We start from the raw sequence: 24,675 nt of genomic DNA, 5'->3' as shown, positions 1-24,675 counted from the left end.
AGGGAGGATCAATAATGAAAAATCATGATTTAGTTGAAAAGAATATTGGCCTTCTTGTTCTGTTGACAGTATTTGCCATTAGTTTTGGTGCTCTTGTTGAAATCGTACCTCAGTTCTTCTTAAAAGAGACCACTGAGCCGGTTGAAGGCTTGAAGCCACTAACGGCTGTTCAACTTGAAGGTCGCGATATTTATATTCGTGAAGGTTGTCATGTTTGTCACACGCAAATGGTTCGCCCCCTGCGTGCTGAAGTTGAGCGCTACGGACATTACAGCGTGGCAGGCGAGAGCGTGTATGAGCACCCATTCTTGTGGGGGTCTAAGCGTACTGGGCCTGACCTTGCTCGTGTAGGTGGTCGTTATTCAGATACTTGGCACAAGGCGCATTTGTATAACCCTCGCAACGTCGTGCCTGAGTCAAATATGCCTGAGTTTCCTTGGTTGTTTGATGCCGTCTTAGACGGTGAAGACACTGGCAAGAAAATGGCTGCGTTACGTAGTGTGGGTGTGCCCTATACCGACGAAGACATTGCTGGTGCAAAAGACGCAGTTAAGGGTGTAAGCGAGATTGATGCGCTTGTAGCTTATCTGCAGAATTTGGGTACTTTGCTGACTCACAAGCGCTAAGTATGGATATCAATACTGTTCGCGGCTTATCGACTGTTTTTGTATTAATCGCTTTTATAGGCGTGTGCTGGTGGGCGTTTAGCCCCAAGCGTAAAAAGAAATTTGATGAAGCCGCCAATCTGCCTTTTGCAGATGAAGAACAATCACAACAAAGTGCTCGCAAAGAGAGCGAGCAGAATAGGGGCGAATAAACATGAGTACATTTTGGAGCCTTTGGATCACAGTCTTAACCCTGACCTGCCTTGCATTGGTCATTTGGGTCTTGATGGCTAACCGTAAGGTGGCTGTGAGAGATGACGAAGATCCGGAAAATAAAACAACGGGCCACGTTTACGATGGCATTGAAGAATACGACAACCCACTGCCTAAGTGGTGGTTCAACATGTTTGTTGTCACCATTATTTTTGGTTTTGTTTGGATGTTTTTATACCCAGGTCTTGGGTCGTATAAAGGTTATTTGAACTGGACTTCGGCTGGTGAGCTCGCTGCAGACCAAGCGGCTGCTCAAGAAAGTTATGAGCAGAGTTATGGTGTCTTTAACCAAATGAGCGTTGAAGAGTTGATCGATAACCCTAAAGCAATGAAGATGGGCGCCCGTTTATTTGCTAACAACTGTGCTGTTTGTCATGGTGCAGATGCCGGTGGTAACTTTGGTTTCCCTGATCTGAGCGACAATGATTGGTTGTACGGTGGTACGCCGGAGCATATTCAAGCCAGTATTACTCACGGCCGTAATGGTGCGATGCCTGCTTGGGGCCCAATCTTAGGTGAAGAGAAAACAGCACAGATCACAGAGTATGTTTTGCAAGCGAGTGGTCAGGAGCATGACGCTGATGCGGCTGAGCTTGGTTCAGATTTGTATGCTCAGAATTGTGCAGCTTGTCACGGTGCAGATGCAAAAGGCATGATCGCAGTCGGCGCGCCAAATTTAACCGATGATATTTGGTTATATGATGGTAGTCGTGAAGGCATTATGCAGAGCCTGCGCAATGGCCGTGCGAACCAAATGCCGGCTCAAAAAGATTTGTTGCGTGAAGATAAAATTCACGTGTTAACAGCTTATGTTTATTCCTTATCAAAGGATTAACACAGGACAAGTAGTATACATATAGCTAGCCCAAGGGCCGTAACTCGGCCCTTATCCCTTCTTTAGGTCGCGTGCAGCGACCACAATGCTGCAGTTAGTGACCTAATATTTTGTGCACAAAAGCGTTGCTCAAGATGGAGTAAGTCGATGACTGACCAGCAGGACCCTAGTCTAGAAAACAAGCAGAATAACAAGCAAACCGATCAGGAAGATGCTGTTATTCGTTATGTCAATTTATACGAATCTGAAAGTAAAGTTTATACCCGTAAAATTTCTGGCTTTTACCAAAAAATTCGACGTTATACAGGTATACCTTTAGTTCTTGGTTTTTTGATCTTACCTTGGCTAGTTCTCGATGGGCGCCCCCCGGTCTTTTTTGATTTACCGACACGGCAATTTCATATCGGCTTACTGACGTTTTGGCCTCAAGACTTTATGTTGCTGGCTTGGATTTTAATTATCGCCGCCTTTGCATTATTTACAGTGACGGCACTTTTCGGCCGTGTTTGGTGTGGTTTTACCTGCCCACAAACCGTCTGGACCTTGATTTATATCTGGATCGAACACCTTTTTGAAGGTGATAGAAACAAGCGAATTAAGCTTGATAAAAAGGCCTGGGGTTTTGAAAAAATCTGGCGTAAAACAGCTAAGCACGCAGGCTGGTGGTTGGTTGCCTTTTTAACGGGCTTAACCTTTATGGGGTATTTCTTCCCCATTCGAGACTTATTAACGGGCATGATTCCCACTCTTAATAGCGAAACAGGTATGCCTGAATTTGGCGTATCTGGTTACGCTATTTTTTGGACTTGGTTTTTTGCAGGCATGACCTATTTGAATGCCGGTTGGTTGCGTGAGCAAGTGTGTAAATACATGTGTCCTTACGCACGTTTTCAAAGTGTTATGTATGACAGAGATACGCTTGCCGTGCTCTATAACCAAGTGCGTGGAGAAAGTCGTGGCGCGCGTAAAGCTGGTACTGACTATAAAGCTCAGGGGCTAGGTGATTGCATAGATTGCTCTTGGTGTGTGCAAGTGTGCCCAGTGGATATTGATATTCGCGATGGTGCTCAATACGAGTGTATTAACTGTGGTTTGTGTGTTGATGCCTGTAATAGCATCATGGATAAAATGGGCTACGAACGTGGCTTAATTGACTTCACATCAGAGGATGCGATTGAAACAGGTCATACCAAGGTTATACGTGCGCGAGTCATCGGTTATGCCATGGGGGTATTAGCAATGATCAGTGCCTTCACCTATGTGGTTTCTAATCGCAGCCCTGTTGGCGTAGATGTTATTCGCGACCGAGGTGCACGTTTATTCCGTGTTCGCAGCGGCGAAGTTCAAAATGTCTATACCGTTAAAATTAATAATATGGATAACAGCACCCACAGTTACGACATTAGCGTTGAGGGTGATTACGACTTTGAAATTAAACGATATCGCCCAGTACCGATTGAGGCGGGTGAAGTATTTACCGTGCCTGTACGTGTTGTAGTAAATAAAAAAGCATTTGATACAGAAAAAACAGAGCTGACCTTTGTGGTTCGCTCTAAAGATGATGAGACTATTATGGCCAGTGAAACATCCAGTTTTATTGGGCCTGCACGCTAGAGATATAACGATGCAAGAAAGAGATATAGGGCCTTGGTATAAGCAATTTTGGGCGTGGTTTATTTTCACGCCTTTAATTGTTGTGGTGATTGTTTGTAGTGTATTTGTCACGATTGCTTTTAAACACAAGCAAGATGTTGTGAGTGATGACTATTACAAAGTAGGCAAAATGATTAACCAAAGTTTTGCCCCGCAAGAACAAGCAAAAAAGCTAGGTGTTGATGCTCGCTTAAGTGTTGATGGAACTAACTCAGTACTGAGCGTAATGGCAGTGGCAAATGAGCCTATCGCTGAAGATAGTTTAGTGCTGGCTTTTAGTCACCCTGCGGATGCTGATAAGGACTTTTTTGTTAGTTTAAAACCTCAAGGCAATGGTCAATGGTCTGCAAACAAAGTACTTGAGAGTGGTTCGCGCTGGTATGTTCGATTAAGCTCATTAAATGATGCAGGCTTAGAACTGTGGCGTTTACAAGCAGACTTAGACCTATCACAAAAACACTCAGCTGAGTTTGAATAAGCTTAGTTATGTCAGCCGATAGCGTTAGCTGTTTTCATTGTGGGCTTCCCGCTGACAAGGCCTTTAGCAGCGAATTAAACGGCGCCAAGCGCCATTTTTGTTGCCCTGCTTGCCAAGCCGTGAGTGAGGCCATTGTTCATGGTGGTCTGGGTGATTATTACCTCTACCGCGATGGTCCCGATACACGACCTGAAGAGGGGCGTGAACGCTTTGATGCATATGACAACGAGGTTCTGCAGCAAAGCTTTACTCACGAGCTTGAAGGGGATTGGTTTCGAGTCCAGTTAAGTATTGGGGGTATTCACTGTGCAGCTTGTGCTTGGCTAATTGAAAAGCAACTTAGCCAGTTAGATGCCGTCGATCAGGTGCGGGTTAATGTGAGTACGCATCGTTGCTCTTTGCGCTGGAATAAAAGCAAGCTCAAGCTTAGCCAGATCTTTGAACAGCTTCATCGTATTGGTTATAAACCGATTCCGGCCAATGAAAACAAAGTAGCCGAACAGCGTCGGCAAGAGCGTCGCTCGGCGCTTATGCGCATAGGCGTAGCTGGTTTAGGTATGATGCAAGTTGGTATGGTTGGCATTGCGTTGCATGCGGGTGCCTTGCAGGGCATGGATGACTACTGGCAGCATTTCTTGCGCTGGATCTCTTTAATCTTTGCCTTACCGGTGATGTTGTATAGCGCCCAGCCTTTTTTTATTGGTGCTTGGCGAAGCCTTCGTTTGCGTCATTTAAATATGGATGTGCCAGTGGCTCTGGCGCTGTCTTTGGCATTTATAGCCAGCGTATCGGCAACCTTAAATAATAGTGGAGAGGTGTATTTTGATTCAGTCTCCATGTTTACCTTCTTTTTACTTTTTGGTCGTTTTCTCGAAATGAATGCGCGCCACACCAGCGCTGCAGAAACAGAAAAACTCACTCAACTCTTACCGAATGCTGTTGAGCGTGTGTGCGATGAGCATGGTAAAGAGCGCGAAAGTATTCCTTTGACATCGGTAAATGTTGGCGATCGCTTGTTTGTCTCCGCTGGGGAAGTGGTGCCCTGTGATGGTGTTTTATTAGACAAACTGGCGATGGTTGATGAAGCGCTTTTAAGCGGCGAGTCGGAGCTTCAGAAAAAACAAAAAGGCGATGTGTTATTAGCTGGTGCGGTTCTTGGAGAGCCCTCGGCCATGATTAAGGTGACAGCAACAGGCAAAGAGACTCGCCTTGCCGGTGTGCAACATTTATTAGAAGAGGCGCTCAGCCAAAAACCTAAACAGCAACAGTTTGCCGATAAAGTAGCCGCTTGGTTTGTTGCTGCTGTATTAGTGGTGTGTGGCACGGTCTATATCACTTGGTTGCAGATCGATCCTGAGCAGGCCTTTTGGATTGCTTTGGCTGTATTGGTGGTAACGTGCCCCTGTGCCTTAAGTTTGGCAACGCCTGCGGCGTTGGCGGCGGGCTTAAACAAACTTAGAGAAAAAGGCTTATTGCTGGTATCCCCCAGCGCTTTAGAGACCTTGCCGAAGATTCGTCACTTGGTGATGGATAAAACCGGCACCCTGACTCTGGGTGAGCCCGAATTGGTTGAAGTTCGGCTTTTACAAGAAGTGCTTGATCTTAATGTGGCTTTAACGCAGCAGCAGGTGGTTGATTATGTTTGCGCGCTAGAGAAACACAGCCGCCACCCTTTAGCCAAAGCTTTTGAGGGTAAACAAAGCCCTTATCTTGCCGTGGATGCCGAAAGTTATCCGGGGCAGGGCATCGAAGCATATATTGAAGGGCGTTGTTATCGCTTTGGGCGTGCAGACTTTGCCAGCCAAGATGCTCCTGGTTATCCTGGGGAAGGTTTATGGCAGTTATTGGCTGAAAATGGCAAAGCGTTGGCGTGGTTTCGCTTTGAAGATATGCCAAGGCCGGGCTTAAGTTCGTTTTTAAATACGGCCCAGCGTTCGGGGTTAGCGCTTAGTGTATTAAGTGGTGATAGGCAAAAAAACGTTGATCGTTTTGTTGCTAGCCATTTTACTGGGGATCAAGATACAAACACGGCCTTTGTGAAGCGCAGTGGCGAGCTTACGCCTGAAAATAAACTCAGCGCGCTTAAAGAATTGCAGCGCGATTCTGGCCCTGTACTTATGTTAGGTGATGGTATTAATGACGTGCCCGTGCTCGGTGCGGCTGATTTAAGTGTGGCTATGGGGGCCGCTTCACAGTTAGCAAGAGTGAGCGCCGATGCGGTATTACTTTCACCTAATTTACAGACATTAACAAAGGCCATGTCGTTTTCTAAAAAAGTTAAACAAGTTATTCGGCAGAATTTTTGTTGGGCTTTGGGTTACAACCTAGTGGCTCTACCGGCTGCGGCTATGGGCCTAATTCCGCCTTGGCTAGCAGCAATAGGCATGAGTTTAAGCTCCTTGGTGGTGGTGCTAAATTCACTTCGCTTAAGTAAATAATTCACGAGATAGTTAATGGAAAGTCTTTTTATTTTAATCCCTATTGCCATTGTTATTGTTGCAATTGCAGTCTTTGTATTTTTTTGGGCGGTTAAAAATGGCCAGTTTGAAGACCTAGATACCGAAGCGAAACGCATCTTGTTTGATAATGAGCAGCAGGGCTCACAAGCGCATTCTGCCGATAAAAGTAAGCCCAGCAAGCAGCCCGTAGAGCAGAAGGAGCAAGAGCAATGAGTTTGGAGTTATTCGTTTCGGCCTTGGTTTTAGGCTTATTTGGCGCGGCTCACTGTATTGGCATGTGTGGTGGCATAGGCGCGGCACTTAATGTGGCTATTTCTTCAGAGCAGCGTCTTAAACGTATTGGCACCATTGTAAGCTATAACTTCGGCCGTTTATTCAGTTACAGCTTGATTGGTGGTTTGGCTGCGAGCCTAGGCGCTTTTGCGATGCCTTCTTTGTTACGCATTATTGCGGGCGTATTATTAATATTAATGGGTTTGTACTTAGCCGATATTAGCCATGTATTAAAAAAAATAGAAAAACTGGGCTCGCTACTTTGGCGACACATTCAGCCCTTAAGCAGCGCCTTATTACCTGTTAAGAATCCAGCTCAGGCTTTATTACTAGGTATGTTGTGGGGCTGGTTGCCCTGCGGATTAGTGTATAGCGCCTTGGCCATGGCCTTGGTTCAAGGTTCTACTATGGGTGGGGCTGCGTTTATGTTGTTTTTTGGTTTGGGTACTTTACCTGCGGTGGTGGCCGGTGCGATTGCTGCAGATGGCCTTACTCGGCAACTGCAGAAAAAAGGCCTGCGTTTACTCTTAGGCTTGTTGATGGCATTAATGGGGGCTTGGACTATCTTTGGTGTCTTTCAGCACGCAGGTCACGCTAATCACTCTGCTCATGCAGGGCATTCGGCTCATAGTGAGCACACGGCAAATGCTATGTCGGCTGATGATCACAGTGGGCATGAGCAGCATATGAAAACTGCCCCTTCTGGCGCTGAGTCGTTAACAGAAGAATCAGTACAAGCTAGCCCAGATCAAGTCTCAGAGCCGAGCCAAGATCACTCTCATCATCACCATTAATCGATAAGGAGATTTATATGCGCTTACTTCACACCATGTTGCGCGTTGCTGATCTAGATAAGAGCCTAGAATTTTATACGTCGGTACTAGGCATGACGTTATTGCGTCGAAATGAATACCCAGAAGGGCGTTTTACTTTAGCGTTTGTAGGCTACGGAGATGAAAGCAATAATACGGTACTTGAGCTGACTCACAACTGGGATACAAATGCTTATGAGCTGGGCGATGCCTATGGTCATATCGCCATCGCCGTTGATGATGTTTATAAAGCCTGTGAACGCATAAAAGAAGCTGGTGGAAAAGTAGTGCGTGAAGCAGGGCCTATGAAATCGGGCACAACCATATTGGCTTTTGTAGAAGACCCAGATGGTTACAAAATAGAGCTATTAAACGACAGGTAGGCTAGAGTTAGTTAAGCTCGCTCAATATCCTTTCTCACTTATTTTTAGGTTCGGCACACCATGGATCAGGTGTTTGTTGTTAATCCCAAAGGCGGTTGTGGCAAAACCACCATCGCCACTCAGCTTGCAGCTTATTACGCAGCACAGGGGCGGCGTGTGTTATTAGCTGACCATGACGCTCAAAAAAGCAGTAGCGACTGGTTAGCAAGCAGGCCAGAGTCTTGCTCTGTGATTCGTTGTTGTGCACTAAAACCTGAAGCCACATTGGACACCAGCAGTGCCGATATTGTTGTACACGATATGCCAGCAGCATGGGGTTTTAAAGAGTTGAGGCACTGTGTACAAGCCGGAGATCGCCTGTTGATTCCGGTGCTGAGTTCACCGACAGACATTAAAGCCTGTTTACGTTTTATTATGAGCCTGAGTCGCGACGGCCTTATGGATAGCGATGTTCGAGTTGGGCTTATTGCTAATAAAGTTCGCAGTAATACAAACTACTTTCACGTATTAGAGGCTTTTTTAGAGCGTGTAGAATTACCCTTAGTGGGGCAGGTTCGCGATACACAAAATTACATCCGATTAATGGATAAAGGTTTGAGTCTGTTTGATTTTCAAAATGCGAGGCTTAAACGCTATCAGGGCGAGTGGCAGCCCATCGTGCAGTGGTTAGCGCTCAGTTGATGTTTCAAAAGCACTGAATAGATCCAAGGGCCCATAGCCGAGCCCTTAATTTATATATGTTTCTCTTGTTTGCCGCCTTCTTACTCAAGTCGCTAAAGCTTACCGCAAGCCTGATTAGCTGGTACGGCAATGTCCATTAGCTTAGGGTTGGGCAGCTTTAAGTTATTCATCAACTCGATATAAGCTTCTTTATTTTTCACTTGCAAGCGAGGGTTATTCGCTCTTTCGTTTGCCACTGTACTTTGTGTTTGGCCATGATAGTCATGCCCAGGAAGCACAATGCTTGAATCGGGGTAGCTCAGCAGGGTATCAAAAATACTGTGGTATTGAGTACCTGCATCGCCTTGTTGAAAGTCGGTTCGCCCGCTGCCGTTAATCAATAAGGTATCACCTGTAAATAAATAATCTTGCTTGTCATTATTTACGTGGAAGCTGTAACTGTCATCGGTATGGCCAGGCGTATGCAGTGCGGTAATATTTAAGTTACCCAGTTTAATAAGCTGCTTGTGATGAAACTTTTTATCTATGCACTCAGAGTGGCTTTCTTCACCTAAGTAAGTGGTGCAGCCGCTTAATTCTCGTAACTTACCGTTTGCACTGATGTGATCGGCATGTGTATGAGTGTCTAATACATAGACAAGGGTGAGGCCTCGAGCGTTTAACTGCTCGATATAAAACTCACTTAGCTCTAATACAGGATCAATAAGCGCAGCTTTAGCACTTTGCTCATCAGCAATTAAATAGGTGTATGTGCTGCTTTCTTTTTCAAAAAACTGTTCGAGTATCATCGTTATCACTCCTGGTTTTTTAATCTTGGTCTTGCTTATTACGACACACTGCGTTTTTGCATTATGTTTTAACAAGATGTTGATCGTGTTTTTACATGAGCCTTTTAACAGCCGTTCACATTAAAAATAGCTGTTTGGCAAGTAACAGCGCCGACACAAGTATGAGCAGCAGCGCAAAGCTTTTTTGTAAAACTGGGCCTGCGATAAAGCGGGCTAAACTAATGCTTGCAAGCATGCCAACAATAGCCGCTGCTAAAATCGGCCACATAAGCGCTAGTTCATTTAAGCCCTCAAATACAAGATGGCTGATAAAACCAACACTGCTAATAACACTAATACTGGCCAGTGAGGTCGCAATAGCTCGCTGCATAGGGATGGCACTTAAAAACAAAATAAGGGGCACAATTAAAAAACCACCACCTACACCAAATAAGCCACTGGCTAGGCCTATGCTCAAACCGCCTATAAGCAAACCACTCATACAGCGAGGTTTAAGCTGAAACTGCCCTGTGGGGCTTAAGCGACAAGCCATGCTTTGTTCGCTGCTAACAGAGCCACCACTGCTGGCGCGAATATGTTTACTGGCTTCTGGGTTTAATGTTGCTTGGCGCAACATGCGAACAGCAATAAACATAGCCAGCGCGCTAAAAGCAGACACTAAAACCGTGTCGTTCAGTTGTGTTGCAAGCCACTTCCCAAGTGGCGCACTTAACATGCCACCAGCAGAAAGTAATGCGGCTGGCCACCACAACACCAGCTTGCGCTGGCTCAGTGTGCCAATAAATGCACTGGCGGCTACGGCACCTAAGGCCAAGCCCATGGCATCACTGGCACTTAAACCTAAAAGGAGTATCAGTAAGGGCACCGCAAAGATAGACCCGCCAGCCCCAGTAAGGCCGAGCAGGGCGCCGATAAGTAAGCCGATAACAATGACCATTACTGTGCGCTCCTCTTGCCTAGTGTGGGTTTAAATACTGCAGTTCTTTTTGCCTTTACTGGCTTTGTTCCAAGGCATTGCCGCAAGCATCATTGCCATACCACAGGTATCGGTAATACCTGCAAACATAAGGCCTGCACCGACAAAGGCGCTAAGGGCATAAAAAGCCGGAGCCAGCATGCTGCCCAGCACAACACCCAAAACAACTAAAAACCCGGCGGCAATACGTACTTGGCGCTCTAGGCTCATTACCTTGCGGCCACTGCCTTGTAAGCGTATGCCGTTCTCTTTACAGGCATTTAGACCGCCTTCGATAATGACAAGCTCGTAGTCGGCCTCATTTTGCAGCTTATCAACAGCCATTTGTGCGCGGCGGCCACTTTGGCAAAGTAAATAGATAGGCCCTTGTTGGTAGCCAGCCTCAGTTAGTGTTTTTGCAAAGCTGTCTTTATCTAGCTCTTGAACGGGTAGGCTAAGGCAATTACCTAAACATTCACTTTCGGTTTCTGCAGCGGTGCGTAAATCGATAATGGTGATGTTTTCTTGCTGGTGTTGGGCGATAAAGTCACCGGCATTAATCGTGCTTACACTCATGTTAGGCTCCTCTTAATCAGGGCAGTAAATAGATTTTAACGTGTGAATTATTTTGCCAACATTATTGTTAGCCACACGGTAATAAATAGTTTGTGCTTCACGGCGAGTACTTAAAAAACCCGCCTCACGTAAACGAGCCAAATGCTGGCTTAAGGCGCTTTGGCTAAGCGGCACCAACTCATTTAATTGGCTGACACTCATCTCACCATCACCTAAGCAGCAGAAAATCATCAGGCGCTTTTCATTGGCCATTTCTTTAAGTAATGCCGTTGCATCACTGGCATGGACGGCCAGTTGTTCTAGATCTTTGTTTGTCATAGTGGGCTCCGTGCTAGTTATTATTAGTAAACACTAATATTTGTGTATTAGCAAGTGCTAAATTAGTGTTTTTTTAGCTTAGCCATCCACTGGGTAGGGCAGGGGCCTTATCGGCTCTTGACTTGATGCTTGTGTACACTTGGCTGGTTACGCGTTAAAGCTGGTACTAGCTATGTACATACAATACGGGTTGCTGCCTCATTGGTACTACTATATAAGTGCATATAGAGCCTTGGCTTAGTTATTCTAAAGCCAATAGCTTAAGTGATTGATTTAATGGCTTATTTTTAAAACGGCCCAGAATTACTAGGAAAGTGTCAACTAGGGAGATGGGACTTTACGTGCCATATTTGGCTAAGCCTTTGATTTGTATGGAAAATGACAAAATATGGGGGTAGATTATGTGGTTTATTAATGGGACAGTGTCCTATTAACTAACTGTTATGTTTCACCATGAATAAAGTACAGCACACGATTCTAGTCTCGATTTTATCAAGCACAGTAAGTGCTACTGATATGCCTCCACGCTGTAATGGTCAAGAGGTCGCTGACGGGAGTAGCGAGCTATTGGCAGGTTTATCTATGCCAGCCGAAAACTACAATATCACCAGCGAGTCAGATGGCGAGGTTCACTATCTAAAAGTGTCAGTGCCTTCCAGTTACGAAGGACTACCGATCAGCCAAATAAATTTAAAGCGCATGGCTTCTGGTAAGCCCGTTCTTGCTGCAGGCCTAGCCCTAGACATAATCGGTAATGCGGCCACAACTAAGAGCATTTTGGTGTGGCCTTCTGAAATAGAATTTATTGGCTTCAATGTGGTTTACGCCACATACCAAAAGTGCCAAGAAGGTTATTCGAATTTAAAGGAGTCCAGAGCATATGATCTGGTCTATAAACATAACAAGTAAAGGCAGTATCGCCCTCCGGGCTGGACGCGCTAACGCGCGCCGCTGCTTTAGGCGTTATGTGCAAATTGAAATGTCATCATTCATCACTTCTAAAAAAAGATAACTATGAGTAACTCTTGCTATCACTATACGAGTATTGAAGCTCTTTATAATATCGTTACGAATAAATCATTGCACTTTGGTAGTTTTGGAATGATGAATGACCCCCTTGAAACAAAAATAGATGATGAGTTGTTACGTCAAACATATGAAAATGAGTTTAGTGAAGCGGAGCTTCATCCCAAGTTTTACTTTAAACGTAACAACACTGATGAGTTTCAATACAGATCATTCGGTTTCTCTACATCTAAATTTGGAGATGATTTAACGCAATGGAGATCATATACGCAGAAAGGCTTAGGAGTTTGCATTGAGTTTGATAGAGTTGAATTGGAGAAGCAGCTATCCAAATTACTAAGAGATGAAATGGCCGTTTCGTATGAATGTGTATACAGCAAAGACGAAGAGTTGGCCTTATTTGAAAACTATGTACAGTCTGTAAGAAATAACGACTGGTATAAAGCCATGAACCAGTTTCACCCCGACTATATGAATCATATTCAGTCCGGTTCAAAATATATAACAGCGTTACAAGAAATGGCCATCCAAATTAAGCACAAGTCATTTGAAGCAGAGTCCGAAGTCCGTTTTTTCATTCTTCAAGATAACTTTACAGGAAAAATAGAAATTAAGCCTTGCTCCTCAGGCTTGACTAGATATGTCAGTGTACCGATTACTCCTGAGTGTATTAAATCAATTCGAACAGGTCCTTTAGTAGACAAACGAAATAATTTCATGATCTCAGAGTTGTTCTTTTCTAATATGGGAAAACTTATAACGATTACTGAGACGACTTCTCCGTATGTATAATGCACATAACAAGCACTTTAAACGGAACAAAAACAGTTGGCTGTTTCGCTCCGCTTCACAATTATAGCCAACAATTTTTGTCCGCTTAAGTGGGCGTTATGCACACCAAGATTCAAACTAGGAAGATATGAATACACATTTCAGTACCATTGATGACCTTAGTGAAATCATCAAAGAATACGAAGGAATGCTATTGCGCCCTACGCGACATATGAGCCATCCAACCCTTTATCGCCGCCGTGATGCAGGCCCAAGTGAAAGAGTTCTCAAGGGAGTCAGAGTTAAGGAGTGGTTAATGTCTGAAGATGAGGCTTGGGTGCTTCCTCATGACCAAATGGGCCTTTCTTTCTCTTCTACGTATAAGAACCTAAAAAGTGTGTACAAGCTTAAGAAAAAACACTCCCAAGGCGCAAACTTAAATATTTTTTGGGTTCTAGAGGCGGCTGACCTACCCGCAGGGCTTAAGTTTGAAAAAGACAGAAACAAAAAGGGGCACTACTTTTTAACGGTCTCTGAGCAAATGCTTCTTACTCAGCTGGTGTCTAAACTTAAGATTGTTGCCCAGCGAATGGCCTTAATTCGAGAAGGTGTTTCTGACCTATGATTACTTATAAATTTCCTGAAGAAAAAGAATACGCAGAGTTCTATGCAAAGAAGCTGGCTGATGATCTGAGCCTAAAGTTTCTGCAAGATGGTCTTGTCTCCGATAAGGCTCAAGCCGAGCATATCTGCAGTTTCTTTTGGGCAATGGTTGACGCATCAATTGAAGATGAAAACAGCGGTGTAGAGCTCCAATGGAGCGAGGGGGCTGAATTCTGGAATGAAAAAGTAATGAATTCAATCTCAGCACGTCTTGAAGCCTTAGGCTACGAGGATGAATGGGAACAGGAAGTCGACAAACAATAGCATAACAAGTCAAAGCACTAGGGCTTCTAAAGCTTCGCGCCTTTTGGCATGGCTTCGCCATTTTATGCCAAAAAGCACAAAACTTTAGCAGCCTGTGTTTGAGGCGTTAGCTGTTCTACCTACCCACAAAAAGTGGACACCTCATTCCCACCAATAAGTTAACAATGAAGGGGGGAATATTAAATTTACGTAGTCAACATCGAGATTATTCTTATACTTATTATCTCAATGTTGACCGAAGATAATAGCAGCTTAATCCGGCTCGCTGTGTCGTTTAGGGCGGCTTAGCTGGGCATTATTACTTCAAGGAAGATCAGATGAAAAGTGTTGTACCCGCCATAATATTTCTATTTTTTGCCACTACAGTTAATGCCGGATTTACAGGTGCCATCATTGCCTATGGTTCAGGTGGTGTACCTGTAAACACATCAATTGATATGAATACGGACTATGTTGCCATACCCGTATATTTATCAAGTGATGCAAAGTATCCATCACAGCTAGCTAAGCAGATTGCTCAGCTAGAGGCGTCGATAAACAAGCTTGCCTCATTTGAGAAGGGGATTGATTTCCAGCAAGGTTTGATCTCTCTGTCGCCACGCCAAAAGTCTTCATTTTCAATCTCGAAATCCTATGGTAGGCATTCAGGTTCAAACTTTTATATCTTTTCCAAACTCGATGAAACACGTGATGTATATGCTGCAACTCAAGCTGTTTACTCATTTATAAGTAAGATTCAGGTCCCTGATGATGCCGAATATAGCTTGGGTAATACTTCGCTAGCGATCAGTAATCCTTCGCAATATCGAGAGAAGCTTCTTGCAGGGATAAACGCTGAAATAGAATCTACTCGTAAGATCTTTGGATCTAATTATGAGGTTTCTATATCGGGACTGGAGAACCCTGTTATTGTTCGTCAGAAGAATGATAGGCAAGTTACGGTTTATATTGACTATAGGCTGGAGTTTACCGAATAGGCACAGACAAATAATAGGGCAGTTAAAGCGTATTTGTAATATTAAAGGTAAGCCTGCCGCTCTTAACAAGAGTTGCCACAGTGCTTGAGCTTTAAAAGGAGTTTGTGCTGCCTTAGCTTGGCTTACTTAGGCTCTTGTCTTGAGTGGCTAGGCGCTTTGTAAGCCCTTTTTTATTAGAAAAGGGCTTTAATTAAAGGCAGGTTTATTTGGTCCATGGAATTAATTGTGCTAAGGCCGCTGCCCAGCCTATACCTGCTAAGACTTGCCAAACTAAGACTGGGTTGCTCTCCATTAAGGGGATGTCTTCTTTGCTGCTCCAGCTTGGGTTGGGGCGTTTTAGGTCCTTGGCCCATTCGCTCATACTGCTGTACCGATTAGAAGGGTGCATAGAGACGGATTTTTCGATCGCGTAATCCAACCAAGGCGGTACTAGGGGGTTGTGTTTACGCGCAGGTGTGTATTTTAATTTTTGGAAGGTTTTGTAGTTGGTGGCGTTTTCATAGGCGTCACCATAAGGCAGTTTGCCGGTGAGCATTTCATAAAACATCATGCCTAAGGAGAATTGATCACTTTTTTGGCTGATGCTGCTGCCCGAGCGGTACTCAGGCGCTGAATAGCGTAGGGTGCCTAAGATGCTGTCGCGTTGAAAGGGGGCTCCGGCCTCAGCAATACCTGCCACCCAGCAGGAGCCAAAATCGAGTAGGGTGGCGCCTTTGGGGCCTATCACGATGTTGTCGGGTTTTAGGTCTTGATGAAGGGTGTCTTTGCGGTGGAAACCTCGCACGCCTTTTATCATTTGTTCAAGCAGCTCTACAGCATCGGGAATGGCAAATGGTGCGCGTTCTTTGATTAGTGCACTTAGTGTTGGGCCTGCGACGTGTTCGGTTAAATAATATAAGAAGCTGCGTTGTGCCGGTGGTGTTATTACCCCAACAACATGAGGGTTGTGGATGCGAGAGCCTACCCAAGCTTCCATCACAAAGCGCTCGATATAGGCTGGGTCATCGTTGTAATTATCTGAGGGGGTTTTCATTACCGCTAAGCGCCCGTCTTCTAATTCAACCACGTAGACTTGGCTGCGCTCGCTTTCGTGGATTACTTTTTTCACCAGCATGCCATCAATTTTTTGGCCTACTTCTAATAGGGGGGGGAAGGGCAGTTGGCTTAATACCTGTACAGCATCACTTTGTGAGGGGGTACCGATGGCTTCTATGTTGACTAATTGGCAGCTGATATTGTCTTTGCTGCCGGCCTCAAGGGCCTCTTTGGCGAGCCGTTCACAGCGTTTTTGCTCATCGCCATCGCTTTCGATGATGCTTTGAATATCTTTGTCTTTAAGTACATCGTGCACACCGTCGGTGGTAAGTAAAAAGATATCACCAGCTTGGGTTTGCTCTTTATGGACATCAATTTCTAGGTGTGGGTCGGCGCCTAAAGCGCGACTTAAATAGGTGGTTTTTTTATCAATGCGCTGAGCGTGATCACGAGTGATTTGCTCTAGGCTATTATCCCGTAAACGATAAACACGGCTGTCGCCGACGTGGAAAATAAAGGCCGTATCCCCTTTTAGTACAACACAAGAGAAGGTGGTTAAAGAGGCTTCTTGGCGAACATTGTTACGGCTTTGCCCCCAGAGATAGTTATTGAGTGAGCCAATAACTTGCTTGGCACTTTTCTCGGTCGACCATGTATCGGGTGTTGCATAATAATCACTTAAAAAGCCACTCACGGCACTTTGGCTGGCTTGTTTGGCTGCATCTGATGTACTGACGCCATCGGCGATGGCAATTGCGATGCCTTTACTAACCAGAGCGTTACCATCGGGAATACGGGCGGCGACGGTATCTTGGTTTTCAGGTTTGATGCCTTTATCACTGTATTGCCCAAGTTTGATTTTTAATTCGCTGTGTAGGTGATCCATGTTGTTCTCTTTTATCTGACTTGAGCTAGGGCTTTTGTTGATGTTTATTATCTTTGTATCTAGGTTTTGTGCAATGTTCTGAATGGGTGGTTAGGTTTAATATCGGAAGCAGGCTGTAAAGTAAGTAAATACAAAAACGGCCCATAAAGGGCCGTTTTGATTTGCTATTAAGATGTCGCGTTTAAGTAAGCTCAATCTTTTGTACAGTACCGTCTTCAAGTACCTCAGTCATATGACCTTCTGGCTCTTCAAGGAACTGAACAATGACAAATACTGCTAATGCACAGCCACCGATGATCATAAAGAAGGTCGAGGCGTCTACGAAGCTGTAGATAGTAAGGAAGGTTACTGCACCTACGTTACCGTAAGCACCCGCCATACCGGCGATCTGGCCAGTCATACGACGCTTAACAAGAGGAACGATAGCAAATACTGCACCTTCACCAGCCTGTACAAAGAAAGAACAGAACATGACGGCAACAACCGCAAGAGCAATTGGCCAGCTTCCGTCAACCTGCGACAGAGTGAAATAACCGATGGTTAGGCCGATGATAAATACAGACATAGACTTGCGACGACCAAATTTATCACTCAGGTAACCACCGCCTGGGCGGGCAATAAGGTTCATAAAGGCGTAAGCGGAGCCGAGCATTGCAGCGGTGGCCATGGTTAGGCCGTCAAAGGTATCTAGGAAGAAGCCAGGAAGCATAGACACAACGGCTAGCTCAGAACCGAAGGTAACAAAATAAGCCCAGTCTAATACCGCAACTTGTTTAAACTTGTACTTGTCGTGCTCAGGCACAACAACGGTACCGTTAAGCATTTCTTTGTTAACTTTGTAGATTTGGCTGAACTGGAAGGCACATAGGGCAACAAGACCGACATAGATGGCGTTTACAGCGGTTTCACCAAGAAGGCCAACACCTGAAGGGCTTAGTTTCCAAGCCAATACAGCAAGAATGATGTACATAGGCAGGTTCATAGCCAAATAGAAGTAGAAGTCTTTCTTAGAGCTAACTTCCAGGCCACCGCTCTTCTTAGGTTTAAAGTAAGTAGAGCCTTTAGGGGTGTTACGTGCGCGCCAGTAGAAAATAATGCCGTAGATGAAAGCAACCACACCAACTGATGCGATCGCGTAGCGCCAGCCATCGTCACCACCAAAAACAAGTGACGCGATGGTAGGAAGAGTAAATGCTGCCGCTGCAGAACCGAAGTTACCCCAGCCTCCGTAAACACCTTCAGCAAGGCCTACTTGGCGAGCAGGGAACCATTCACCCACCATGCGGATACCAATTACGAAGCCTGCACCCACAAAACCCATCGCAAAACGAATCGCGGCAAGTTGCTCATAAGTTTGAGCAGAGGCAAAAGCGATACAGAGTACGCCTGCGCTTAACAATAGGATGGAGTAAGTAATACGAGGGCCGAATTTATCAACGGCAATACCGATGGCGATACGGGCAGGAATGGTCAGAGCCACGTTGAGAATCAATAGGGCTTTCCACTGAGGCATGGTTAGATCAAAGGCTTCCATGATCACAGGGCGAAGTGGTGCGTGAGAGAACCAAACCACGAAGGTTAGGAAAAACGCAAACCACGTCAGGTGGAGTAAGCGAATGTTCGCTTGTGAAAAGTCCAGGAGATTAAGCTTTTGCGAGCTCATTGGGTGTCCTCGGTAAATGGTGAGTTTTAAATAAAAGTCTGTGGCTGGATGTTAGCAACGATCGTGCCAGCCCTGAAATGGGGCGCTTGCCCGCGTTTTTTCTTAAGCTCCACCCCGCCTGACTGAAAAGTGATCAGGTGTTTTGCTCTTACTTGATGCATTTGCACTTCATTGGTGCCTGTTTGTAAGTTGTGTTCTGTTTTTTGTCTCACTAGATGTGTATTTATGCTGTGGTTTAGGCTGCTTGCTTGACTTATGATGGGGCATCTAAAACTAAGGCGTATTTTTTGTACTCATGCACTTTGCTCGGCTCTTCTTTGGGGCTCTTCCCAAATCACGGTTCTTTCTAATAGCAATCTATTCTTTATCTGTGTTGATATTAGCCTTTAGTGTTTCTTGGGTGGCTTTAGCAAAAGTCGATTTTTTGTACCCACTCTGGCATGACCATACCGGTATTGCTTCTGGCATCGAACGCTTTGCACCTCAGAACCGTTATAAACAAGGTTTTGCAGAAACAAGCGCGGAACAACGCTACCAACTCTTTGCCGAGATTAATCGCAGTGTGCATCAGCATGGTGAGGGTTTAACAGAGATTAGTTATGAAACCGCGACCAGTCATGGCAAGCAGGCTTTATTGCGTGATGCCGAAGTTGTGCACCTAGAAGATGTCGCTAAGCTGATTGACCGTTTAACTTGGTTGGTACTTATAAACGTAGTTGTGCTTAGCCTTATGGTGTGGCTGTTTATAAAGCGTTCTCTTCCACTGCCAAGCATAAAACAGTGTTTGCTTGGCAACGCCTTTGTTTTTACGGCCTTGGCCTTGGCTTTAATTTTTATTGGCCCAACTCAGTTATTTTATCTTTTTCATATTTGGGTGTTCCCTAAAGAGCATCAGTGGTTCTTTTATTATCAAGACAGCTTAATGTCGACCATGATGTTGGCACCTGTTCTTTTTGGTTGGATAGCGGCTGCTTGGGTGTTTTTAAGTTGTTTGCTCTTACCCTGCTTTATTCTCTTGTTAAGACTGTTGACCAAGAAGGCTTGACCTGAATCAGTACCCCTATTTTTAGCATAGTTACCCTGTTTCTAAGATGAATACATCACCCAGCTATAAGTAGGTTTTACTTTAGAAGTTAAATGTCTGGATTCGTTTCTTGTCGGCCCTCTATTGGGCCTGTTGTAGCCTAAGCTGTTAATAATAAGTTTAGATATAGGAGCCTTAGATGAAGGTGATAAAAGCCCATATTCGTTCTGCGTGTAGCTTGTTTCTTATTTTGTGTGCTTCTCAGTTAGTTTGGGGGCAAAATGTAGACCCCACGACCAATTATTTTATATCTGGCCAAGGGGTTGCTCCTTGGGAGTTCTCTTTGCAATTTGGTCAGGTTAAGCTCGAGAATAACAGTGGTAAGACAATAAAAGGGGCATTAAAAGCATCACCTGCTAAGCGCCATGCAGAGGGCGATAGTATTCGTCTTAAGTGGACACCCAAAGATGTACGTACGGAGTGGGGCAGCCAGAATGAAAATATTTATTATGCAACTTTAAATAATGGCGCCAAACACTTTGATCTTAGTTCGGTGAAAGACCAAGCCGCGTTAGTGTTTGATGTAAGAGTTATTAAAGCTCCTAAAGATCATGTAAATATTAGTATGGAGTCTGGTTGGGATTGGAAGACTCGTAGCTCGATTCCGATCAAGGCACCCTTAAAAAAATTACCTAAAAAGAAATGGGTAAGTTTTCCCGTACCCTTGCAGTGCTTTGATAATGGTAAGTTGGATTTTAGTAAAATCACCACCGTTTTTATGTTAAACACCAGCGACAAGATGGAGTTGGAAATTGGTGATATTCGTTTGGCTGCGTTTCCTGCTGATAAAGTAACTTGCGCTAAACGGTAATCGTTTGTAGTTAGAGTAAGGCCCTTTGGGTCTTACTCTCTTCTCCTCTTTGTTATCTCTTTCTTACTCTCGTAGCTATTTATGCTAGGGATGCTAACGCTCCTGATTAATATTTGGGCTAAGGGGCAAGAGTGATTTTTATATAGGAACACCCTTTCATAGAGAGCGTTCTCCGTGCACTGGTTCTCATTATGGAGTTCATTTAATCACTAAGCGTGAACGCCGCCGCGCTTGGCTTCTGCTAAATAATTATGATGCTTTTGAATTAAATAACTCGAGAGCGCTAGCGGTGACAATATATAGAGTCTTTTTAACGTTTATACTGAGCCTACTGTTAATAGCCTGTGGTGGAGGTTCGGAAGGAGGGCTGGTTAATGCTCCTTCTGCTCCTGATGCACAGAACAGCCCTATTATTGGTCAGTCACCGATGCCTGCTCCGAGTGCGAGTATCGTTGCGACTCCTAGCCCCTCTGTGTTACCGAACCCTAATAACTCAGTTTTGCCTTCTCCTGAGGCGAGCGCAGTCAGCTCGCCCGAATCTACGCCAGAGAGCACGCCAGAAACGACACCAAGTACAGAGGCGACCCCTGAACCTAGCCCTGTTATCGATGAATGTGACTTTACCTCTCAGTGTCGAAGTGTTTGGGGAGAAACGGCCACCGACTGTCGTAACAGTGGCACACTCACCAGTGTATGTATGTGTGGTTCTGAGCCATGCTCGGATGTTTTTAACGGAGGTGGCGGTGAAAACGGCGGCGGAGAGAGCGGTGTATGTAGTGTCGAAGGTGATTTAAATCAGTGGCATAAAGTCAGTGTTATTTGCCAAGGTTATGAAGCGAATGAAAGTATTGATGCAACCTATAAAGACTTACGTTTTGATGTGCGCTTTTATCAAGGTGAACGTGAATATTGGGTGCCTGGCCACTTTGCAGCTGATGGGGATGCTGCTAATAGCGGTGCTGCTTTAGGTGATGTATGGCGTGCGCACTTTATGCCGCCTAAGACGGGAGCGTGGAATTACGAAGTTAGTTTCCGTGAAGGTAATAATATTGCAGCCAGCCTTACTCGTGATGAGGGAAATCCATTAACGGTTTTTGATGGTGAAAGTGGCCGTTTTAATGTGGCTGATAGTGCGGCAAGCGGTCGTGATATGCGTGCGCGTGGTTTACTTCGTCATATAGACGGGGAGCGCTATTTACGCTTTGCCGGTGATAATTCAGTTTATATAGAAGCCGGTATGGATAGCCCGGAAAATATTTTTGGTTATGCTGATTTTGATAATACAACTAAGCATGACAATGTAGGCTCGTGTAAAGGCGTGTTACATCGCTTTAGTTCACATGAAGCCGATTGGGATAATGGTGACCCTACTTGGAATGGCGGTAAAGGCAAAAGTTTAATCGGTTTACTTAATTATATTAGCGGCCGTGGTGTTAATGCTGTTTATGTTATGGCAATGACGGCAAATGGTGATGGCTGTGATGCTCACCCTTGGGTTGAGTACAGTGGTAATCGTCGTCACTTTGATGTCAGTAAATTAGATCAGTGGGAGCTCGCTTTTAGTCATATGAGCCAAAAGGGTTTATTGATTCATATGATGACTCAGGAAACCGAGAACGATCAATTACTTAATGGTGGTGATCTTGGACTTGAGCGTAAACTTTATTATCGAGAGTTAATCTCTCGTTTTGCTCATCATCCTGCTTTGCAGTGGAACTTAGGTGAAGAAAACACCAATACCGCAGCACAAGAAAAAGCGTTTGCCGACTATATTCGTGCTTTAGATCCTTATAAACATGCGATATTTATGCATACGTATCCTGGTGAGCACGATAGATATGAGGCTTTATTAGGTCATGAAACAATCGATGGCCCGACCTTCCAGTTTGGTGGCATACCGGAGAGCGCAAGTGGTGGTGTTTATGGCAAGGTCTTAGAGTGGGCACAAAAGTCAGCTGATGCCGGTAATCCTTGGGTCATTACCATGACAGAGGCTTCGGGTGGGCAAGCCCCAACACCCAATACGTCTGTTACTAAACGTCAGCGTGTGTATTGGATGTGGGCCAATATTATGGCTGGGGGTGCGGGTTTTGAATGGTATTTAAAAAATAATGGTTCAGGCCACGCATACGACTTAGCCGTAGAAGACTTAAGAGAGTTTGACGCACATTGGCAGCAAAGTGGTCATGTGGCTACGTTCTTCCGCGATGTTGTTCAGGGCGGATTGAACATTGATTTACAGGCTATGCAAGCCAGTAATGAACTCACTTCGACAACGGATGATTGGGTATTAGCCAATGAGGGAGAGGCTTATTTAATTTACCTTCGCAATGGTGGAGCAACTAACCTTAGCCTGCCAGATAATGCAAGCTATAAGCGCCTTTGGTTTAATCCGCGCACGGGTGAGACTCATAATGACACTGATATACAAGGGCCTGGAGCAATTAATTTAGGTGCGCCTCCTAGTGAAAGTAGCAGTGATTGGGTCTTGTTGGTTTATAAACAAACAGCTAGTTCAAGTGCTTATAACGAGCAAAATGGCTTAGTTATTATCGATGTTGAAAATACTGATTCAGACCTCGATTTATGGCAACGAGCCACTGACATTGCCAATTACAGCGGCAGTGGCTATTTAGAGTTTCTTGGTAATAACCCGCAAAGTGGCCCTGCCGCTTCACCTTTAACATACAGTTTTAGAATTAATAAGGCGGGTTTGTATTATTTAGACATGCATATTGCCAAGGTTAATATGGACTTTAATGGCAAATTCAGAAGTGATATTGCTAATGATGCTTACGTTCGTTTAGATGGGGATTATTCTGCAGGGCCAGAGGCGGGCAATGCTCATGGTAATCAAGCGCCTCTTTCTGCTTTGACTAGCAACACAAAATTTTATGGTGGTCAGGACAATAATTTTGTTTGGGCCTCTGGTAACCGCTTGGATTTAGGGGGGCATAACAATAAGCGTGTTGCAATTTATGATTTAAAAGCGGGGCAGGATTATGTCTTTACTCTTTCTGGTCGCTCGAAGTTTTTTAAGGTCGATAGAGTGATGTTTAGACATCAAGATAACAATGTGAGTGCCGCGAGGGATTTATCAAATTCGGAAACGCGCTAATTATATAGCGATTCTAAATGGCAAATAAAAACGGGAGCGTTAAGCTCCCGTTTTTATTTCTTGCTAAGATCTTGGCGCAAGGCTTAGAACTTAGTGGTAGCTTGTAACCAAAGCTTCTGAGTATCGGTACCGTAATCATCAGATGAGCTGTAGTTGGCGTACTTAAGTAACAAGCCAACAGGCCCTGCTTTGCCTTTTACAACAAAATCGATTTCCGAACCTAGATCACCAGCGCCTACACTGCTGTCGTCAGACTCGTAGTCATGATAGATAATCGCGCCGCTAACAGGGCCAAACTTACCGCCAACACTACCGTAAAGGTCTACTAAACCACCTGTCGGAGTCTTTAAGAACATGTCTGCCCAACCGTTAAACTTGTGGTTGGTGCCGTAAGCAAAACCAACTGAACCATCAGCACCATCAGCACCAAGAACTTCGTAACCAAGACCTAGCTTAACTGCGCCTGCTTTATAGCTACCTTTTAAGTGACTATACATAGCGCTATATGCATCGGTTTCTTGTTGCGCCGCTTCTGCGCGGTATTCAAAGCCTCCGGCTTTACCAGTAAAGCTAGCCCCAATGGTGTCGTTATCACTTTTATCGACGTTTTCTTTACTTAGAAAATAGCCGTAACCTGTTAATACTGCAGCAGGGCTAAATTTGTACTGTACGTTTAATAAATCATCCTTAGTGTCATCGATGTCACCAACAATGTTGAGGCGGTTCATGATGTGAGCGTAAGTAAGGGTAAGGTTGTCGTTTTTGTAATCTGCAGCAAACGCATCAAATGTCTGTTCGTTTTGACGCCATGCTACACCACCAACAAAACGTTGGTTATCTAATAAGATACGAGTACGGCCGTATTTAGCACTGGCTCCTGAATTAGAGTATTTTACGTAACCCTGGTTCATCGCTGTGTACTCAGGGTCTTTAATTACGGGGTAATCAGTCTTACCGTTTAGACCATCGTCGTAGTCTTTTTCGGCAAGTTCACTGACACTATCAAACTCTAAGAAGGCACCAAAACCGTTGTATTCACCTGTCTTATAGTTAAGGCGAGTTTTTAATGTATTGGCTAAAGCATCTTCAGGTTTAGCATCTTGGGTAACGCTTTCCATACGGTAGCGAAAGCTAACGCTGGCGTCTCCATCGGCCATAGTTTCCATAAAACCTTTTTGCTCTTCGGCGATTGCTGCAGTAGCTAATGTAGATGCTGCAATTGCGCTAGCAAGAATAGATTTTTTCAAATTAAGCATTGTTTACCCCTTGTGGTAAGTGTTTCTTATCA

25 protein-coding genes are annotated in these 24,675 nt (G+C 44.7%); 18 read left to right on the top strand and 7 right to left on the bottom strand.

The window, feature by feature from the left end; genetic code table 11:
* The first annotated feature begins 14 nt into the window (after positions 1–14).
* The 10 genes from ccoO (at position 15) to AB1S55_RS15495 (ending at position 8,452) form a co-directional block, all read left to right on the top strand.
* The gene (gene ccoO / locus AB1S55_RS15540) at positions 15–626 is read left to right on the top strand and encodes a cytochrome-c oxidase, cbb3-type subunit II (RefSeq protein ID WP_370979095.1); all 612 of its coding nucleotides are present in this window, start codon (positions 15–17) and stop codon (positions 624–626) included.
* Positions 627–628: 2 nt separating this feature from the next.
* Complete coding sequence (locus AB1S55_RS15535; protein WP_370979094.1) at positions 629–817, top strand: cbb3-type cytochrome oxidase subunit 3; 189 nt, start codon at positions 629–631, stop codon at positions 815–817.
* A gap of 2 nt (positions 818–819) precedes the next feature.
* The gene (gene ccoP, locus AB1S55_RS15530) at positions 820–1,713 is read left to right on the top strand and encodes a cytochrome-c oxidase, cbb3-type subunit III (RefSeq protein ID WP_370979093.1); all 894 of its coding nucleotides are present in this window, start codon (positions 820–822) and stop codon (positions 1,711–1,713) included.
* Between the two features lie 147 nt (positions 1,714–1,860).
* Positions 1,861–3,327: a cytochrome c oxidase accessory protein CcoG gene (ccoG, locus tag AB1S55_RS15525; RefSeq protein ID WP_370979092.1), complete on the top strand. Its 1,467-nt coding sequence runs from the start codon at positions 1,861–1,863 to the stop codon at positions 3,325–3,327.
* A gap of 10 nt (positions 3,328–3,337) precedes the next feature.
* Positions 3,338–3,844 carry a FixH family protein gene (locus AB1S55_RS15520; protein ID WP_370979091.1) on the top strand — a complete coding sequence of 169 codons (507 nt, stop codon included), beginning with the start codon at positions 3,338–3,340 and terminating at the stop codon, positions 3,842–3,844.
* 8 nt (positions 3,845–3,852) lie between these two features.
* The gene (locus AB1S55_RS15515) at positions 3,853–6,282 is read left to right on the top strand and encodes a heavy metal translocating P-type ATPase (protein ID WP_370979090.1); all 2,430 of its coding nucleotides are present in this window, start codon (positions 3,853–3,855) and stop codon (positions 6,280–6,282) included.
* 15 nt (positions 6,283–6,297) lie between these two features.
* Positions 6,298–6,516, top strand: a complete 219-nt coding sequence (gene ccoS, locus AB1S55_RS15510; protein ID WP_370979089.1) for a cbb3-type cytochrome oxidase assembly protein CcoS — start codon at positions 6,298–6,300, stop codon at positions 6,514–6,516.
* Entirely contained in the window at positions 6,513–7,370 is an 858-nt protein-coding gene (locus AB1S55_RS15505; protein ID WP_370979088.1) for a sulfite exporter TauE/SafE family protein, read from the top strand. The genes ccoS and AB1S55_RS15505 overlap by 4 nt, the downstream gene beginning before the upstream one ends.
* Before the next feature lie 17 nt (positions 7,371–7,387).
* On the top strand, positions 7,388–7,771 hold the full coding sequence (gene gloA / locus AB1S55_RS15500) for a lactoylglutathione lyase (protein ID WP_370979087.1): 384 nt from the start codon (positions 7,388–7,390) through the stop codon (positions 7,769–7,771).
* 60 nt (positions 7,772–7,831) lie between these two features.
* Complete coding sequence (locus AB1S55_RS15495; protein ID WP_370979086.1) at positions 7,832–8,452, top strand: ParA family protein; 621 nt, start codon at positions 7,832–7,834, stop codon at positions 8,450–8,452.
* A 92-nt stretch (positions 8,453–8,544) separates the two neighbouring features.
* On the opposite strand, the gene AB1S55_RS15490 is transcribed toward AB1S55_RS15495, so the two are convergent.
* The 4 genes from AB1S55_RS15490 to AB1S55_RS15475 all read right to left on the bottom strand — a co-directional run bounded on the left by AB1S55_RS15490 (position 8,545) and on the right by AB1S55_RS15475 (position 11,089).
* On the bottom strand, positions 8,545–9,240 hold the full coding sequence (locus AB1S55_RS15490; RefSeq protein WP_370979085.1) for an MBL fold metallo-hydrolase: 696 nt from the start codon (positions 9,238–9,240) through the stop codon (positions 8,545–8,547).
* A 115-nt stretch (positions 9,241–9,355) separates the two neighbouring features.
* Complete coding sequence (locus tag AB1S55_RS15485) at positions 9,356–10,177, bottom strand: sulfite exporter TauE/SafE family protein (protein ID WP_370979084.1); 822 nt, start codon at positions 10,175–10,177, stop codon at positions 9,356–9,358.
* Between the two features lie 30 nt (positions 10,178–10,207).
* Positions 10,208–10,771, bottom strand: a complete 564-nt coding sequence (locus AB1S55_RS15480; protein ID WP_370979083.1) for a rhodanese-like domain-containing protein — start codon at positions 10,769–10,771, stop codon at positions 10,208–10,210.
* Between the two features lie 12 nt (positions 10,772–10,783).
* The gene (locus AB1S55_RS15475; RefSeq protein ID WP_370979082.1) at positions 10,784–11,089 is read right to left on the bottom strand and encodes an ArsR/SmtB family transcription factor; all 306 of its coding nucleotides are present in this window, start codon (positions 11,087–11,089) and stop codon (positions 10,784–10,786) included.
* 453 nt (positions 11,090–11,542) lie between these two features.
* On the opposite strand from AB1S55_RS15475, the gene AB1S55_RS15470 reads away from it, so the two are divergent.
* From AB1S55_RS15470 to AB1S55_RS15450, 5 genes are all read left to right on the top strand, one after another.
* Positions 11,543–11,998 (top strand): hypothetical protein, encoded by a 456-nt coding sequence (locus AB1S55_RS15470; protein ID WP_370979081.1) that lies wholly within the window; start codon positions 11,543–11,545, stop codon positions 11,996–11,998.
* A gap of 105 nt (positions 11,999–12,103) precedes the next feature.
* Positions 12,104–12,907 (top strand): DUF2971 domain-containing protein, encoded by an 804-nt coding sequence (locus tag AB1S55_RS15465; RefSeq protein WP_370979080.1) that lies wholly within the window; start codon positions 12,104–12,106, stop codon positions 12,905–12,907.
* 127 nt (positions 12,908–13,034) lie between these two features.
* Positions 13,035–13,511, top strand: a complete 477-nt coding sequence (locus AB1S55_RS15460) for a hypothetical protein (protein ID WP_370979079.1) — start codon at positions 13,035–13,037, stop codon at positions 13,509–13,511.
* Positions 13,508–13,813, top strand: a complete 306-nt coding sequence (locus tag AB1S55_RS15455) for a hypothetical protein (RefSeq protein WP_370979078.1) — start codon at positions 13,508–13,510, stop codon at positions 13,811–13,813. The genes AB1S55_RS15460 and AB1S55_RS15455 overlap by 4 nt, the downstream gene beginning before the upstream one ends.
* 317 nt (positions 13,814–14,130) lie before the next feature.
* Positions 14,131–14,790 carry a hypothetical protein gene (locus AB1S55_RS15450; RefSeq protein WP_370979077.1) on the top strand — a complete coding sequence of 220 codons (660 nt, stop codon included), beginning with the start codon at positions 14,131–14,133 and terminating at the stop codon, positions 14,788–14,790.
* Between the two features lie 202 nt (positions 14,791–14,992).
* Here AB1S55_RS15450 and AB1S55_RS15445 read toward each other — a convergent pair whose 3' ends face one another.
* Together AB1S55_RS15445 and AB1S55_RS15440 are read right to left on the bottom strand one after the other, a co-directional pair.
* A complete protein-coding gene (locus AB1S55_RS15445; RefSeq protein WP_370979076.1) occupies positions 14,993–16,711 on the bottom strand; it encodes a protein kinase in 1,719 nt (572 codons plus the stop codon).
* Between the two features lie 181 nt (positions 16,712–16,892).
* Positions 16,893–18,374, bottom strand: a complete 1,482-nt coding sequence (locus tag AB1S55_RS15440) for a NarK family nitrate/nitrite MFS transporter (protein ID WP_370979075.1) — start codon at positions 18,372–18,374, stop codon at positions 16,893–16,895.
* A 370-nt stretch (positions 18,375–18,744) separates the two neighbouring features.
* Here AB1S55_RS15440 and AB1S55_RS15435 point away from each other — a divergent pair, with 370 nt between their 5' ends.
* The 3 genes from AB1S55_RS15435 to AB1S55_RS15425 all read left to right on the top strand — a co-directional run bounded on the left by AB1S55_RS15435 (position 18,745) and on the right by AB1S55_RS15425 (position 23,387).
* On the top strand, positions 18,745–19,419 hold the full coding sequence (locus AB1S55_RS15435; protein ID WP_370979074.1) for a DUF1461 domain-containing protein: 675 nt from the start codon (positions 18,745–18,747) through the stop codon (positions 19,417–19,419).
* Between the two features lie 178 nt (positions 19,420–19,597).
* Entirely contained in the window at positions 19,598–20,269 is a 672-nt protein-coding gene (locus AB1S55_RS15430; RefSeq protein ID WP_370979073.1) for a putative glycoside hydrolase, read from the top strand.
* A gap of 289 nt (positions 20,270–20,558) precedes the next feature.
* Entirely contained in the window at positions 20,559–23,387 is a 2,829-nt protein-coding gene (locus AB1S55_RS15425) for a DUF5060 domain-containing protein (protein ID WP_370979072.1), read from the top strand.
* A gap of 83 nt (positions 23,388–23,470) precedes the next feature.
* Here AB1S55_RS15425 and AB1S55_RS15420 read toward each other — a convergent pair whose 3' ends face one another.
* Positions 23,471–24,643: an alginate export family protein gene (locus AB1S55_RS15420; RefSeq protein ID WP_370979071.1), complete on the bottom strand. Its 1,173-nt coding sequence runs from the start codon at positions 24,641–24,643 to the stop codon at positions 23,471–23,473.
* Positions 24,644–24,675 lie beyond the last annotated feature (32 nt).

Source organism: Agaribacterium sp. ZY112, assembly GCF_041346925.1.
Classification (GTDB): domain Bacteria; phylum Pseudomonadota; class Gammaproteobacteria; order Pseudomonadales; family Cellvibrionaceae; genus Agaribacterium.
This window is presented reverse-complemented; position numbering and strand designations above follow the sequence as displayed.